This window comes from uncultured Gimesia sp., assembly GCF_937910335.1.
Taxonomy (GTDB): Bacteria; Planctomycetota; Planctomycetia; order Planctomycetales; family Planctomycetaceae; genus Gimesia.
On record NZ_CALEMX010000015.1, the window covers coordinates 1 to 16543 of the forward strand.

Consider the following 16543-nt stretch of genomic DNA (forward strand, 5'->3'; position numbering starts at 1 on the left):
TATTCTTAACACAAAAGTTCCTCTTTCCCCAGATTTTTCAAGTTTCTATGTCTTTTTCTATTACTTATCATAGTCACTCATTCACTTTTGAAACTTCGCCTGAGTTATTTTCTCCTAAAAATCTCGACCGGGGTACAGAGGCAATGTTATCCACGGTTTCATTTCAAGTAGGTCAGCGCGTTCTGGACCTGGGTTGCGGCTATGGTGTGGTTGGAATTCTGGTTGCAAAGTCCGTCGGTCCTGAAAATGTCGTTATGACGGATATCGAACCAGCGGCGGTAAAGATGGCGCGATCCAATGTGGAATTGAATCATGCGGCTCAGATAAAAATCATTCAGAGTGACGGCTTGAATGATCATCATGAAACGAACTTTGACTGGATTTTGTCTAACCCACCATATCACAAAGATTTTTCCATCGCCAAGAATTTCATCATGAAAGGTTTCAACCGATTAAAAATTGGTGGTCACATGGTAATGGTAACGCGGAGACGGTTGTGGTATCAAAAAAAATTGACCAGCATCTTCGGTGGTACCGACGTCCATGAAATCGATGGCTACTTTGTGTTCCATTCCGAAAAACGACGCGCGACTTATGCTTCTCAAAAACGGAATCGCTGAAATGGGAAAGCGTCTAATCTAACCTGTATCCAGGTTTATTGTAGCGTCTCCCAATCCATTTGGATCAAGTATCATCGTGTTGGAGCCGCTATGGGTAAATTGGTGCGCTCTCGTTCCGTTCGCTATTTCAGGTCACCAGCGAGGATTCGCCGGGCAGGATTCCTGCCAGTAAATTGCCTGCTGTCCGCCCTGATTCAAATCGCATCAGCACAATCCGAATGCCGGCTGTGATCGGTACGGCGAGAATCGCTCCGATAGGCCCCCAGAGAAGTGTCCAGAACGAGAGGGCCAGCAGGACGGTTACGGGATGAAGCTGAAGACCTTCTCCCATCAACTTGGGTTCAATGCCGTTGCCTATGACCATTTGAATGGCGCCGGGAATGAAAATCACGCCGACAATTGTCCAGGGGCTGTCAGAAAATTGAGCGAAGGCAACGGGAATGGGAAGCAGAGTGGCAATGACGGAACCGATTGAGGGAATGAAGTTCAATAGAAATGTTAATATTGCAAAGACAAGGGCCAGTTCCAGACCAAACAGCGAAAGCGTGATACCCACCAAGGTGGATGTCACCAGAGACAGGATGAGCTTAGTGGAAATATAGCTGCGAATCTTTTGTTCGATTTCCCAGTAGATCACATTTTTGACAACTGTTCTGGGATCACGACCAGCCAGTAGAAAAATGACGAAAATCGCGACGAAAAAGGAGGTCGTTGTGAAGCTGAGCGCGGTTTGCATGGTACTGACGGCAATCGATTCCACGGAGGTTTTCATGTAGTCAATGGTTGTTTTTTTCAGAACGTTGAGATCAATGCCTATTTTTTGATACCAGCTTGTTTGCGGTTTTTTCGCTACCGCTGGTTGAGCAGTATCGCTGGATGTTTCTTCCGGGGCAGCAGCCTCTTTTTTTTCTTCTATTTCCTCATCTTTGGTTTGGGTTTTGGTTTTGGAGTCCTGCTCAGGATCACCAACATCTTTGGCCATATCAAAGGCCGAACTAATAAAAATTCCGAGTTTTTCGCTGTATTGCGATTCCGCCGTAGCAATCACCTGTTGAGTCGAATAAATCAAAACCAGACTGAGCACAAATCCGGCTGATAGTACCAGTAGCAGTGTAACACTGATCGCAACAATCTGAGGAAATTTCATTTTCAAGACGAGTAAGTCTACTATGGGTGTGACAATCGTTACGATGAAAATCGCAATCACAAATGGAATCAGCACTGCTTTCGTAATATAAAATACACCTGTCAACGCGATGATCGCAAGTAGCATCAAACAGCCTGTGATTACCTTGGCCTGTTCGTCTGAGGGTTTCAGAGAAGTTGACATGCGGAGTGCCCTTTGCTGTTGAGTGATATCTTCAGTACGAAAAGGTGAGTAATCCTGGGGAAGTATGTTCCGAAAAACACGCAATTCCATTCAGGATGCGTAAGCGCACGATACTGAGAAAAGCAAAAGATGCAAAGAGAAAAACTGTGATTAACGGCGAATTTGGCGCAGGTATTTGATAAATTGCTGATCAAGGCGACTGAGATCATTCCCAAAAACAGACTGAAAGTCCGTGAGTCGCTGCTCGGGGGTAGACCAGATCAGAGGTTTCTTGCCGGAGATGAGTTTCAGGTATTCTTTGTAAAGGTTGCGTTTGGTTTTCATCAAAAAATACGAGAAGGCCCAGGCTTCAGAATAGGTATCGAGTACTTTCTCAGGATCCTGAAATCGTTGATCCGTCATGATCAGGGTCTGCAGTGAGTCAGCGGGTCTGCGCGAGCGGGCGTAGTCTTGAAATTGTCTCAGTCGCCAGGGATTCGGCTTGCCAACGGTGCGCCAACCAGTTTTGCTTTTTAAATCAGGCGTTTCGAAATAGGTGGCCATCCCCTCTGTCAGCCAGAGCGGGTTGTCGGCAAAGCGAGTGTGTAGACCTACATTGAAGGCAATCTGATGTGTGCATTCATGAATGATGGTTGCGACATTGAAAGGAGACTTGCTTAATTTTCGCAAGATGTCTGCATTCGTGAACGCGGGCGGCTCATTCGGCGAGGCTGTCAAATCGTAGAGTACCATCCGGTTCGACTGAATGGAATAAAACCCATGAACGGCGGCATTGTCTTTCCCTAGAACCTGACTGGCGTACTGTTCGAAGTTCGCACGGTTCTTGAAGATGACTGCAATCAAAGGAACTTCGGGATCATGCAGCGGGAGTTCTTTACTGTCCCATTGATTATGAAGCACGTTATACAAACGCTCGAAGAGATAGTTGCACCACTTTGAATAACGCTTGCCTGCCTGACTGCAGATGGTGAAGTGTTTGGTTTGCGTGACGCTAAAGTCGGAACCATATTCAGCAATGAGTTGCTGTTCGAGTTCGGGAAGCTTAAGGGGAGTAAAACTTTGATCGAGTGCCCGCTTCTTTTTGAGTTGTTGTGGTGTGGCAGTCAGTAAGCGCCCATCGCGCGTCAGCATCACAACGCCACCATCCTGGGCTTCGAGAATTTGTGCCGCCTGAATGGTCTGTTCCTGCTGACGTTCATCAAGGTAAATAAATTCGAAGAGACGTTGCTTTGCAATGTCCTTAGAATCCGATTTGGCTGGAGTTTGTGAATACAGCAGGTTGTTACTGCAAGTGCAGTAGACGCAGAGTAAAACGAGGGGAAGAAGTAGACCATATCTAACTATATGCAGCCCGTGTTTCGCTTTGAAGTCTCTCCACGCCATATCAGTCTTTCTGCGCAAAAGGGAACGGTATCGTTCCAGAATAGGGAGCAGAGAGGCTGAAGTCGATCCCTATTTTTTGACGAGTTTGTCTTTTCCTTCAGTATCGGTAACCGTTAGATAAATCACGTTTGATGCATAGTTAGTCGTAATGGAAAATGTAATTCCCACGCGCGCCATCGCAGCAAATGGGAAACGCTTGACGGGTGTTGCTTTTTTGGATGCCTCAATCACCAGCGTTCCTTCCAGTGTTTTTCCGGCCAGGCGTGTTTTACTTTTCTTGGAAAGCGTGACTCCCGGCGGAAGCTGTTCACCAAATTTTGATGTGAAGTACATAAAGGATGTCGCGAGCGTGACCGGGTCTTTATAAAATTCGCTGCGTTTAATTTTGACTTTAATTTCCGCCGATTCGCCAGGCTTTAAGACGATTTCGCTGGGCGTAGCCGTGACTTCGAGCAGATCGAGCGGCTTGGTGACTCCGATGATAGATGTTTTAATCGGCCAGCGTGCCTGTCCGCCTCCGCCTGACTGAATTTCACACGTGATGCGACCATAGCGAACGATTTCCCGTTCTTTTCCGTCGGAGCCTGGAATTTTTGCCTTGCCCGATATTTTAACGAGTGACGCATTGATGGGAGCATCCTTGGCAGCTTTCAGAATCAGGCCACAGTCATTCACTCCGGCAGGCAAAGTCACAGGTTCCAAGGTAACCCCTTTGGGCAGCCCTTCGATATTTATTTCAATCGGGCCGGTAAAACCGTTCAATCGTTTGACCTTGCCAAACCAGAGCATATTCGTTCCGGGAGCAATTTGGGCGTAGTAATATTCGCCGTGCACTTCAAACTCCGGGCCACTCGGTTGAGCCGACAGATGGTAGGCAAATCGCTGGCCTCCTCGATCATGCAGATCGCGTACGGTAACAAAGTATTCACCATCAGCGGGCGCCTTAAAATAGAATTCTGAGTCCTTGGTCTGGAGAACATCATCGGCTTCTGTCGTGGCGCCACCGTTAACAAAGATCCGGTGTGCTTTTCCTTTAGCATCGTGAACTTCCATAACACAGTCCAGGGGGAGATCTATGCGGCTCGACATCAATTTAAAATAGTAATACTGATCTTTTTTCACTTTGAATGAATAGTAATGCGTCTGTTCCGCTTCAGTGAGTTGTGCACTCACTCCGACGGGAAAACTCAAAGGAAATGCTGTTTTGGTAGAAATATTTGTACCTGATGCAGTGACCTGGGGATCATCGCTGATGAGCGTCCAGACGGGATTGGTTTGACCGTCTGGTGTTTTAAACGTGCGTTGAGCCCATCCGGTTTCTTTAGCACTGGCAGCAGAGAAGCTGACTTTCTGCTGGCCTTTCAAAGCGTGTCCCTGCAGTTTGATTTCAGCGGTTTTGCCTTTCTGAACCGCTAAGGGCATTGTGTGATAAACAAAAGGCGTATCACTTACTTCAATACAGTAAGCATATTTTCCGCTGCCGACATAACGGGCATCTCGAATTTCAAAAACGTATTCACCATCTGCGGGTAACTTATAGGTGATTAGTGAATCAGATTTCACGAAGTTATCATTCTGAGCAACAATTTGTTTCTGCGGCCCATATAAAGTCAGAATGGAATCCATGAGATAGACGCCCGAAGTCTGCATGGTATGAATGGCCTCGGTTACGCGCTGTGCATAAACCTGCAAAGTGATTTCCTGCCCTTTTTTCCCAGTGAATTTATAACAGTCTAGATCTTCAGTTCTTTCACAGATTCCACATACCGTTGAAGGGATGGTCACGACTTGTGCGGTATCGAATGTGTTGTTGTCTTTCTTTTCCACTTCTTCGATGACCGGGAAAGGTGTAATCAGTAAATGGGAGACACTGGAGACGGCCTGATCTGTCGCTACACGACATTCATAAATACGTGCGGGTTGATTTTTGGGAACTTCGATATCAAAAGCAAAGGGAGTACCTACTGAACCACGACCTCGTCGCGGTGCCGCCTTAGGCTTAGGCTCGGCAAACTTGATTTTGATACCGGGTTGATCAAAAAAGACGGAATGAGTGCCATTCAGAGTATAGCTGCTATGAAGTTGTACTTTTCGCTTATCCCCTTGTTGAACGGCAGCAGGTTTAAACGCTACCAGTTGACGAAACCCGATTTTTGACGGTGGCGGCGTTTTCTTTTCGTCCGCAGCATTCAACTGAATTGAAATGACGAAGAACAGGCTCAAAGTTAAAAATGAAGCAGTAATGCAGCGCATCGGTTTGTCCTGAATAAGATCAAAAGTATGCCTGAAAAACAGGGACGCCCCTGGAGGACCAAGTCCAGAGGGGCTATCACCATCAAATAAAGAAGAAGCGTTTTCGCGAATTAACCCATCAATTCCGGAATAGGTTGTCCTTCATTGACAACTAAAGGACGTCCATCCTCGGGAGAGATAAAGTAATGATCCAGATTCACTCCCAATTTGGTGTAAATCGACGCCGCAACGTCTTGGGGATAGTACTCTTTTCCGACGGGTCGTGAGCCGATGTCATCGGTGGCTCCTACAACCTGACCTGCGGGAGTGCCGGCACCGATCATCATCATTGTTGATGCAGTTGCCCAGTGATCGCGACCAGCGGCGGAGTTGATCACAGGCGTCCGCCCGAAATCGGTCAGCCAGACAACCAGCGTGTTATCTAACATGCCGCGCTGTTTCAAATCGAGAACCAGCGACGTTAATGCCCGGTCAAACGGAGGCAGTGAACCACGCAATGATTTAAAGTTATTGGTATGCGTATCCCAGCCACCACTGCTGACGGTGACAAATCGCGAACCGGATTCAATGAGTCGACGGGCCATGAGACAACTTTGACCTAGATAGTGACGTCCGTAGTTATCACGGGTCTTATCAGATTCCTTACTGAGATCAAATGCATCCTGAGTATCAGCAGAAGTAATCATGCTGAAGGCATTTTGATAGTGAGCATCAGAAGCTTCAAACGCATTTTGATTCTGATCGGCCTGACGTTGTAAAGTATCAATGGCCTGCAATGCCTGTTTGCGTCGTTTCATCCGATCAATGGAAATGCCTTTTGGCGGCGAGATATCACGAACGGTAAAGCTTTTGGAATTCGGATCCCCGGGAATTTCGAACGGGTTGTACTGCAGACCAAGATAACCTCCCAATCCGCCATTAAATCGACGGTCCACATGATTTCCAATTTGAATATGCGGAGGAATGTTCGTTTTAAAACCTTTGGTTTTTGCAACGACTGCCCCATAGCAGGGGTAGGTCACTGAGGCGTTAAATTTATGTCCCGACAGCATGAAAGCGTCGGCCGTTGAGTGCGAACCATTTCGCGGATTGAGATTCCGCATGATGGTAAATTCATTCGCGTGTTTTGCGAACAGTGGCAATTGATCGGAAAACTGATAACCGGGCAGAGCCGTACTGATAGCTGAAAAATCGCCACGTACATCAGCGGAGGCATTTGGTTTTGGATCGAACGTGTCATGGTGACTCGTGCCGCCGCGCGTCCAGATCAGAATGCAGTTGGTGTCATTTTTGGGATCTGTCAATGCACCAGAATCGTTCCCGTTTGAAGCATAAGCCTGACCACGCATCGCTGAATCCAGAGTGACTCCAAAAGCACTCAGCGCACCAACTTCCAACAGAAATTGACGACGGCTTCCCGTTTCACAGTTGGAAACGTTTTGTGGGAATAGCTTCAGCATCAGAAACTCCTTCGGTGGCAGGGCCCTGTTCTGGCAGGAATCGATTTGGAGGGACAACGATAGCGGTGTTATTTTTCGGCAAGATAACTAACGTAATTGTAACCATTTATATAAGGTAGGCAAATATAAAATCGGTTTCAAGGACGGAAAATAATCAGACTGAAATGGACCTTCCCAATAATCAATCCTTGATCACTTTAAATTATAGGGGTAAAATAGGCTCAGCTGGTACTTTTCCAATTCTGAATAGTGAACAAAAATTAACACCACGCTCCTCAAACATAATGAAGAGATTTGCTAAAAAGCAGAGGTTTTTTTTGCTTTTGTTTTGTTTTTTAGTATATTTAAGTATAAATGGTCATTTATGTCAGGCCATCACATTCCCCCCGCTACCACACTCGACCTGCCAACCCTGCCTATATAATATGCTGACTTGCAAAATACGCTAACCTGCAACGTCATACATTTTCCGGTGAGAATAAATTCTGTGAAGAGGGAATTCATTCTGAAGGAAAACTGCAAACATGAAGAGAGTTAATCTCATGATGGACTGTAAAACTCACTTGAAAAGAAATCCCATGTTGAACCGATTTTCGATGCTTGCCATGTTTGCGGTTTGCGGTTTGATGTGGAATGCAGGTGAGGCTGCCGAACCACCGTTTCAGGTCTCTCCGGAAAAAACTGAGCTTTGCGGACTGCTGGATTATTTTCAGATTCAGATTCCCGTCCTGGCAAACGGAAAACTGGTGGGAGACCTGACGCATGCGGCGAAGTATACCAGCCTGACTCCCGAGGTACTGGAAGTAAATTCAGAAGGTCTGGTGAGTCCCCTCAGATTTGGCAAGGGAATAATTCAGGTTGAACATGCTGGTAAGCAGCGCAAAATTTCCGTTGAAGTCAAAGCCAGACCCAGTGGCAAAAATGCCAGTTTCGTCATGGATGTTGTACCAGTCCTGAATAAAGGGGGCTGCAGTCTAGGAGGTTGCCATGCATCGCAGTTCGGTAAGGGTGGGTTTAAGTTATCGTTATTCGGGTATGCTCCCGAGCAGGATTATCCTGCGATGGCTCGCGATGACCGCCAACGCCGCATTTCCATTTTGCAACCCGAAAAAAGTCTGATCCTGCAGAAAGCGTCGATGGCTATGGCGCATGGCGGGGGGAGACGGTTTGCGAAAGATTCGTATGAATACCGGATAATGCATACGTGGATTACAGAAGCGGTAACGGAAATCGATGTAAAGGAACCCAAAGTAGTAGGCATGGAGCTGATCCCCATGTCGCGACGTTACAAAAAAGGGGACGTGCAGCAATTACGGATCATCGCAGAATATAGCGATGGTACCAAACGGGATGTGACCGCTCGCGCGCAGTATGACAGTTTGGTAGAAAACATTGCCACGGTCACTCCTCGGGGAAAAGTCGAAATTCAGGGACCAGGCCAGACAGCCATTATGGTGCGTTATATGGGTCAGGCCAAAGTTTCGACGGTCATCTCGCCTTATAAAGAGAAGGTAAACCTGGCTGAATTCAAGCCAAATAACTTTATCGATGAACATATTAAAAAGCGGTTTGATGAACTCGGGTTGGAACCCTCTTCACTCTGTACTGATGAAGTCTTCATTCGCCGTGCATTTATTGACACGATTGGTACTTTACCTGAACCAGAAAAAGTGAAAGCGTTTCTGTCTTCTAAAGCGCCCGATAAGCGCAGTCAGTTGATTGATGAATTACTTGGGTTGACCGGTGATCCGGCCCGCGATCTTTATATCGAGCCGTGGAGTGCTTATTGGGGCATGAAGTGGGGAGACCTGCTGCGAAACAATCGGAATAAAGTCGGCGATGGTGGCATGTGGGCATTTTCCAACTGGATACGTCAATCATTACGCGAAAATAAACCCGTGAATGAATTCGTGAGTGAAATCATTACCGCTCAGGGTTCGATCTACCAGAACGGTCCTGCCAACTATTTCAAAATTGCGACTAAACCTGAAGATCTGGCTGAAGCAACCTCGCAGATCTTTTTAGGGGTTCGCCTGCAATGTGCAAAGTGCCATCACCATCCGTTCGAAGTTTACAGCCAGAAAGATTATTACAGTCTAGCCGCTTTCTTCACGCGGGTTGGCAACAAAGGCAGTGTCGATTTTGGTGCTTTGGGAAAAGATACCATTATCAAAGTCAAAAGCAGCGGGTCGATCCGTCATCCACGCACAAGGAAAAATATGGAGCCCACTCCTTTATTGGGAGAGCCGATCGACGTTTCTTCTTATCGTGATTTTCGGCGGCCATTGGCACGCTGGCTCACTGCTCCCAATAATCGCCTGTTTTCACGAAGTATGGTGAATCGCTTCTGGTCCTATTACATGGATACCGGATTTGTTGTGCCCATTGATGATATGCGGGAAACAAACCCGGCTTCTAATCCGGAGTTGCTTGACGCATTAGCAGATCACTTTGTGGATTCCGGGTATAATCTGAAAGAGTTAATGCGTGCGATTATGAATTCGCGGACCTACCAATTGTCATCTGAGCCACGCCCGGAAAATGTCGCGAACACCCGATTCTATACGCAATACAACGTGAAGCGATTACCGGCAGAAGTCATGCTGGATGCTCTGGACGATTTAACGGGCGCTCAGGAACGGTTCCGTGGAGTGCCTCAAGGAACGCGGGCCATTGAGCTGCCGGATCCGAATTATGCTTCCTACTTTCTGGATACACTGGGGCGGCCCAAACGCGTAATTACATGCGAATGCGAACGAACCAGTCAGCCCAATCTGTCTCAGGTTTTGCAGGTTGCCAATGGACAATTAATCAATACGAAGTTAGCCACGAAAAATGGTCGCATTGAGCAGTTGTTAAAAGCGAAAGCTGCCGACCATGATGTCTTCAAAGAAATGTATCTGGCGGCCTATAGCAGATTTCCAACAAAGCAGGAACTGGCAAACTGCGACCAGATTGTGAAAAGCTCCAAGGATAAACGAGAAGGATATCAAGACGTGATGTGGGCCCTCAGTAATAGCCGGGAATTCCTGTTCAACCACTAAATCGTTGATCTTACTTTCTCGGTCAATCGCGCTCAGTCAATCGCGTTAATTATTTGTCCTGTTTTTTCTTCGCTTCTGCCTGTTTCCGATAATATTCGGAAAGAATTTTGCCTTCGTATCTGGCAAACTCCCAGGCGGGCCAGCGGGGCGCTTCTGCCTGGACCTCTTCGAAAATTTCCTGCATCTGTTTTTTCATTTGTTCGAAACGTTTTGGTTCACTCTCAGAACGATCCGTGGTTTCGGCGATATCACTCTGAATGTGGTACAGTTCAAATTCGGCCAGCTTCGCCTGTTTGACATTATCGATTGCCTGTGTTGTAATTCCGCCAGAAGGTTTCAGGCTCGGTACATCCAGCCGCGCCAGTAGTTTCCATTCACCATCGCGGATTGCAACCTTCTCTGCATTGTTCGCTCGATTAAATTGCCAATACAAAGGTTTTGTGCGTTTGAGAGATTTCCCTTTGAAGACCGGCAGCACATTGGTGCCATCCAGTACACGATCTGTCGGCACGGGAATATCAGCAACCGCACACAAGGTGGGCAGGATATCGAGCCCGCTAACGGGAATATCACTGGTGGTTCCCGGTTTCACATGCGCGGGCCATTGGACAATGCCGGGCACCCGAATACCACCTTCATAGGTGGCCCCCTTTTTATCGCGGAGCGGTCCTGAAGAACCGTGTGGATGCCGTCTTGTGATTGCCGGGCCATTATCACTGGTAAAGATGATGAGCGTATTGTCGCGCAACTTTTGGTCGTCTAATGTTTTCAGGATGCGACCAAAGGCATCGTCCATCTGGGTCACATTACCGTGGTGTGCAGGTAGTGTTGAATCTTGGGGAGCCGGATAGAGTTTTCTGAATCGTTCTGCACTGGCGATGGGTTCGTGTGGTTCATGAAAACAGACAAACATAAAGAATGGTTTTTCCTTGTCTCGCAAATTCGTCAGCCACTGTTGTGCTTCATCTGCCACCAGCTGTGCAGCGTAACCTTCCTGCCTGCCAACGGGTTTACCGTTTCTCACGAAGTTAAAAGGATTTTCATGAGTTGGTAATGCATTGTTTTGTGTGGAAAACCAGTGATCAAATCCATGATCTGACGGCTGAGGCTGACCCACCAGATTAAACATACCATTCAAATGCCATTTGCCTGCATGGCAGGTCGCATAACCGGCTTGCCTTAACAATGTGGCAATTGTGATTTCCTGCTTACGCACATGCATCGGGGAATACATGGGAATCCAGTTATAAACGCCGACGCGAAAAGGAGTCCGGCCCGTCATCAACCCCGTTCGTGAAGGAGAACAATTTGGGTGTGCTGAATAGCAACTGGTCAGCTTGAGACCTTCTGTGGCAAAGCGGTCGATATGGGGACTTTTGATGACCGGGTGACCATAACAGGCCAGATCACCATATCCCAGATCATCGCAGAGCACGACCATTATGTTAGGACGTTTTTTAGCCTTAGTCTGTTCAACAGCCTCTGCTGCGAACAACTCTGTAGTCAATAACAGAGTTAGAATGAATGCAAGCGCATATTGAACGATTGGCATCTCAAGTTACCTTTCTGAACCGGGCTTTCTGAACGGGGAGTCTGTCTCTTTTGCAAAAGCGATAAGTCAGGTGTCATTTTCCATTCTTCTTAAGTTATACTTAAAAGGAATTGGATCAGAAAAGCAACTTCAGCAGGGAATTTGAAATAAAAGAAGCCCCTGACACAACAGATCGTGTCAGGGACTTCTTTCGTCCACTCTTGATTATTTAGATAACAGATCAACTGAAACCGGAGAGGCTAAGTCGACTCTCTATAGCGAGTCCAGTTTCACACCATCTACTGTCGATTCTGAATTATTTCCTTTGATCTCGCCAGTGGCTGGATTATAAATCCATCCGACAATTTCGGTACCATCTTTGGCTGTTTCATCGGGAGCCGTACCTGGGACGTCTGCCACAATCATAATACCACGACCACCCGTATAAGGGTTGGCAGGAATCGATCCGATCAGGTAAGGACCCAGTGGTTTGGTGCCGACAGCGCCTGTAGTTCCATCTTTGTCGCTGGAAAGCAGCAACGCATTACGGAAATCATCCGTTTTTGTTGAACCATGTGCAGGATATTTACTGTTATGTTGAAACTTGTATAACTGGAGCTGACTACGCAGGGTCTGTAAATCTTGAACGAGTACAGACTCTTTGGCATCTTCATTTGTTGATGTAAATTGTGGCAAGACTGTTGCAGCTAAAATGCCTAAAATCACGACTACTATCAGGACTTCGACAAGGGTGAAACCCGAACGTCTGCCTTTACCTTTATGCTGTATTGTTTTATTCATTGCCTTCTCCGAGATTTCCGAATGTGCCTGTCACATTGTCTAAATTTAATAGTGAATAGGGATTTTCTAGTTTCTCTTTCCTCTCAGGAAAGTATCAGGCCCCTAGATACCTTAGGACCAGATATGTTTAGTGTTGATAATTTTTAATATCACACATCAGATCCTGCATCACATTTTCCCCCCTTAGAAGGGATGCCGACTAAGCGGCCATCGAAAATCTATGTTTTTTACTCGTGTAGTCAATTTTATTTTAAGAGAATTCAATCTTCGGCCACCGACTTGTAACGGATGCAGTGATTGAGCTGATTTTGAACGCTATTTTTGAAGAAAATATGAGAAAACGGATGCCAAATTGAATCATCTTATTAAAGAACTTGGAAAACCTGTTATGTTGATTTCTCATAAACATACTGATTGTCTGGATTGTAACTTTTATGTTTTTCGCTTCCGTTTTAGAACGCCAGCACATTCAATCGACGGAAATGTGTAATGGTACTTCTATCTAGTGCTCTTTACTTGAATTGGTACGAGGCGACCTGTCCCTGTTGTACATTCTTTGGAAAAATGTAACATGCCGTTTATGACTACGTTACTAAAACAAGTCCTCATTTTGATGCTTTTGCAGTAATCGGTATGGGCCGATTCCTTTCTACAATGTGATTTCTCCAAACGATTTCAGGTCCAACTTACAAAAGGCTCAGTGATCGGTGAATCGAGTATTCGCGAACATACCATTGTTTGGCATCCTCCAAACAAAAAATACTACCTGCTCGCAGATGTCATTCCTTTAATTAGTAAACACCATCCCAATACCTATGAATCGGAAATCCATCTTTTTTCAAGTAAAGATTTATCGGATTGGAAGTACCATGGTATTGCCATCACCAAAGGAAAGACTGAAGGGGATTTTGATCGCCATGGTGTCGCGAGCCCTGTTATGGCTACGTTACAGAACGGAATCATCTACTGTCCCTATAGTGCGCGGAAGACGAAAACATTTACCCAACGAAGTGTTGGTTTAGCTTATTCATTTTCCGACCCTGAAAAAATCCCATGGAATAAAACAGCTCGACCTATTTCAGATCTTCCGGGAGAAGATGATGACGTTGCCATCATTACAGCTGAAAAAGGAGTCAAATTTCATCTCTATCATCGCAGTACAGGACCAGAGGGATATCAGATCGTGCATAGTGAATCTACAAGACCTCTGAAAGAATCTTCCTGGACGAAAGCGGTTCCCGTTTCTGAACGACCAAAGACGGTTCGTGCACAAGAACTGACTGGAGCGATTCTGATTGAAGGCCTTTATCACTTATTCGTGATCGAGCATTTATACAAAGGGGGAGTGAAAATTGCCCATCTTGCTTCACGCGATCCGGCAGGACCATTCCACTCCTTCCAGAAAAATCAGAGATACCTCAAAACGAGCGAACAACCCAAACAGGCCATTTATAGTGGCCATATCACTCCCGTCATGAAAGACGGACACATCAGTGCTTTTTTCTGGACGGCACATCAACGGGGAAAGCGGTACGGGCTTATTGGTCATCCCGTTCTCAAAAAATAAATTTAAGAGTTGCCAACCATACGAGAAGCAATGATTTCGAGAATCTGATCAAATAAAACAAACCAGCAGAAGAAATTCTACTGGCTTGTTTGTGGTTTTCATGAGCGGTGTTTTACTTAATGCACGCGTTGGCCGGGCACGGCACCTTCATCTGGTGTGAGCAGAAAAACGTCTTTTCCACCGGGACCGGAAGCCAGGACCATGCCTTCGCTGATGCCGAATCTCATTTTGCGAGGTTTCAGGTTGGCGCAACAGATGACCAATCGCCCCACCAGTTCTTCCGGATTATAGGCACTCTTAATCCCAGCGAACACATTACGGCGCTCGTTGCCTCCCAGACTTAAAGTGAGCTGCAGTAACTTATCTGCTTCGGGAACCGAGTTGGCTGCCACAATGCGTGCCACACGCAGGTCTACTTTTACAAAGTCGTCAATCGTGCATTCTTCGGACATCGGCTCCTGTGTAAGTGCCTCTCCGCCGTCGTTCCATTGTGAAGCGTCTGCTTCCGTATCGGCGGCCTCGGCTTCTGCTTTCACTTCATCAGTCATGGCTTGTACCTGTTTTTCTTCAATACGTTTAAATAGATGTTTAAATTTATTGACCGCCGTTCCGGTTAACGGCGTCTTCGCTTGATCCCAGTTTGTGATCGGATCGTTCAACAGCTCTCCCGTCTGTTCGGACAATTGGGGAAGCACGGGAGTCAGATAGACAATGATCTGCCGAAACAGATTCAAGGCTATTGTACAGATCTCCTGCAATTCTGTCTGACGACTTTCGTCTTTGCGCAGCTCCCACGGTTTTTGATCTTCGACATATTTATTGGCGCGGTCTGCCAGTGCGAGAATTTCTCTCATCGCGCCATTATAATCGCAGGCCTCATAAGCGGCTGCGATGGTCTCGCTACGACTGGCTGCGTACTCAAACAGACCGCCATCCTCCGGATACGTTTCGGAAAGCCCGGTGTTGGCGACAAACTTCGCGGAACGGCTGGCCAGATTGACCACCTTGCCGACCAGATCCGAATTCACCTTCTGAATGAACTCTTCCAGGTTCAGGTCGAGGTCATCCAGTCTCGGTCCCAGCTTGGAAGCGTAGTAGTAACGCAGGCAGGCGGGATCGAGATGATTCAGATAGGTGGCCGCATTGATAAATGTGCCTTTGCTTTTAGCCATCTTTTCGCCATCCACACTCAGGAAACCATGAATGTGAACTTTTTCCGGCAAATTGAAGCCGGCGGTTTTGAGCATCGCGGGCCAGAACAGAGTATGGAAGTAGGTAATGTCTTTACCGATGAAGTGATGGACTTCAGTTTCCGGATTCTTCCACCACTTGTCAAAGTCTTCCCCGTTTTTCTCACACCATTCAAGTGTAGAAGCAATATAACCAATGGGGGCATCAAACCAGACGTACCAGAAGTTGCCCGGACTGTCTGGAATTTCAAAACCAAAGTAAGGTGCGGGTCGTGAAATATCCCAGTCGCGTAGTGGGTCTCCCAGAAAATGCCCTTTGAGATAGTTGGCGACTTCGGTTTGCAGATGCTGACCGGATTGTGTCCATTCTTCGAGAAATGCGTGCAAATCTTCAATGCGGACAAACAGATGATCGGCGGTGCGGATTTCTGGTGTGGTATTGGAGAGCGTACTCACCGGATCAGTCAGGTCGGCGGGTGTGTAAGTACTGCCACATTTATCGCAGTTATCACCGTATTGATCTGCGCAACCACATTTGGGACAAGTCCCTTTGACAAAGCGATCTGCCAGAAACGTATTTTCCTGAACGTCGAATAATTGCGTGACTTCTTTTTCATGAACCAGGCCGGCGTCACGTAAGGCTGACCAGAACTCGTGACAGAGCTTGCGATTTTGTTCGCTGTTGGTACTGCCAAAGTTATCAAATTCGATATTGAAACCGCTAAAGTCGGCGATATGTTTTTCTCGTACATCGGCGATCAGCGCTTCTTCAGAGCGGCCTTCCTGGCGGGCACGAATCATAATTGCCGTTCCGTGCGTGTCATCGGCACAGAAGAAGCGACACTCATTGCCGCGCAGTCTCTGGAAACGGACCCAGATATCGGTCTGGATATATTCGACAAGATGACCCAGGTGAATATCGCCGTTGGCATAAGGCAGAGCGGCGGTGACTAAAATGCGACGTGAGGTCATGATGATTCCGGTTAACTTGACTCAAAAATTGATACAACTGCTATGTAAACAGACACTTGAAACAGGGGCGGGTTCAGAAGAAACGCCTTCTTTTGATACCCGAAACATTACATTTCCGTTTCTTCAAGTCTGTCTGTATTTCAGGGGGCGTTGATTGTACGCGGGTGGGCAAGATCCCGCAATCCAGCCCAAAAGTGCAGTCTTTACACGACAGGCCCTTTAATCATTAAAGGATCATTCGATGCACAAAGTGCATTCACAAGATCCAGTTGGCTCACGATGCCAAGCTGTTGATCATTCTCGTAAATGGCACCATAAGCGGAAGAGGAATTTCTCAATAGATAGAGTGATTCCAGCATACTGTAATCCGATTGTATCTGAGGCATGTCATA

The 16543-nt window shown here is 46.7% G+C and carries 11 protein-coding genes; 3 read left to right on the top strand and 8 right to left on the bottom strand.

What is annotated here, in order from left to right; genetic code table 11:
* Positions 1-620 (top strand): methyltransferase (locus tag Q0668_RS00565; protein ID WP_298858868.1); only part of this gene is annotated, 620 nt, incomplete at its 5' end.
* Positions 621-747: 127 nt separating this feature from the next.
* Here the strand turns inward: Q0668_RS00565 and Q0668_RS00570 are convergent.
* The 4 genes from Q0668_RS00570 to Q0668_RS00585 form a co-directional block, all read right to left on the bottom strand.
* Entirely contained in the window at positions 748-1950 is a 1203-nt protein-coding gene (locus Q0668_RS00570) for an AI-2E family transporter (protein ID WP_298858870.1), read from the bottom strand.
* A 150-nt stretch (positions 1951-2100) separates the two neighbouring features.
* Positions 2101-3333, bottom strand: coding sequence for a DUF1570 domain-containing protein (locus Q0668_RS00575; RefSeq protein WP_298858872.1), 1233 nt, complete (start codon positions 3331-3333; stop codon positions 2101-2103).
* Positions 3334-3402: 69 nt separating this feature from the next.
* Entirely contained in the window at positions 3403-5586 is a 2184-nt protein-coding gene (locus Q0668_RS00580) for a hypothetical protein (RefSeq protein WP_298858874.1), read from the bottom strand.
* Positions 5587-5696: 110 nt separating this feature from the next.
* The gene (locus Q0668_RS00585) at positions 5697-7046 is read right to left on the bottom strand and encodes a DUF1501 domain-containing protein (RefSeq protein WP_298858877.1); all 1350 of its coding nucleotides are present in this window, start codon (positions 7044-7046) and stop codon (positions 5697-5699) included.
* Between the two features lie 578 nt (positions 7047-7624).
* Here Q0668_RS00585 and Q0668_RS00590 point away from each other — a divergent pair.
* On the top strand, positions 7625-10090 hold the full coding sequence (locus Q0668_RS00590) for a DUF1549 and DUF1553 domain-containing protein (RefSeq protein ID WP_298858879.1): 2466 nt from the start codon (positions 7625-7627) through the stop codon (positions 10088-10090).
* A gap of 49 nt (positions 10091-10139) precedes the next feature.
* Here the strand turns inward: Q0668_RS00590 and Q0668_RS00595 are convergent, their stop codons facing one another.
* Positions 10140-11642 (bottom strand): sulfatase-like hydrolase/transferase, encoded by a 1503-nt coding sequence (locus Q0668_RS00595; RefSeq protein ID WP_298858881.1) that lies wholly within the window; start codon positions 11640-11642, stop codon positions 10140-10142.
* A 252-nt stretch (positions 11643-11894) separates the two neighbouring features.
* A complete protein-coding gene (locus Q0668_RS00600) occupies positions 11895-12422 on the bottom strand; it encodes a prepilin-type N-terminal cleavage/methylation domain-containing protein (protein ID WP_298858884.1) in 528 nt (175 codons plus the stop codon).
* Between the two features lie 700 nt (positions 12423-13122).
* Between Q0668_RS00600 and Q0668_RS00605 the strand changes: the two genes are divergently transcribed.
* Complete coding sequence (locus Q0668_RS00605; protein ID WP_298858885.1) at positions 13123-13989, top strand: family 43 glycosylhydrolase; 867 nt, start codon at positions 13123-13125, stop codon at positions 13987-13989.
* Positions 13990-14105: 116 nt separating this feature from the next.
* Here the strand turns inward: Q0668_RS00605 and metG are convergent, their stop codons facing one another.
* A complete protein-coding gene (gene metG / locus Q0668_RS00610) occupies positions 14106-16151 on the bottom strand; it encodes a methionine--tRNA ligase (protein ID WP_298858886.1) in 2046 nt (681 codons plus the stop codon).
* 203 nt (positions 16152-16354) lie between these two features.
* Positions 16355-16543: hypothetical protein (locus Q0668_RS00615; protein WP_298858888.1), on the bottom strand; the 189-nt coding region annotated here is incomplete at its 5' end.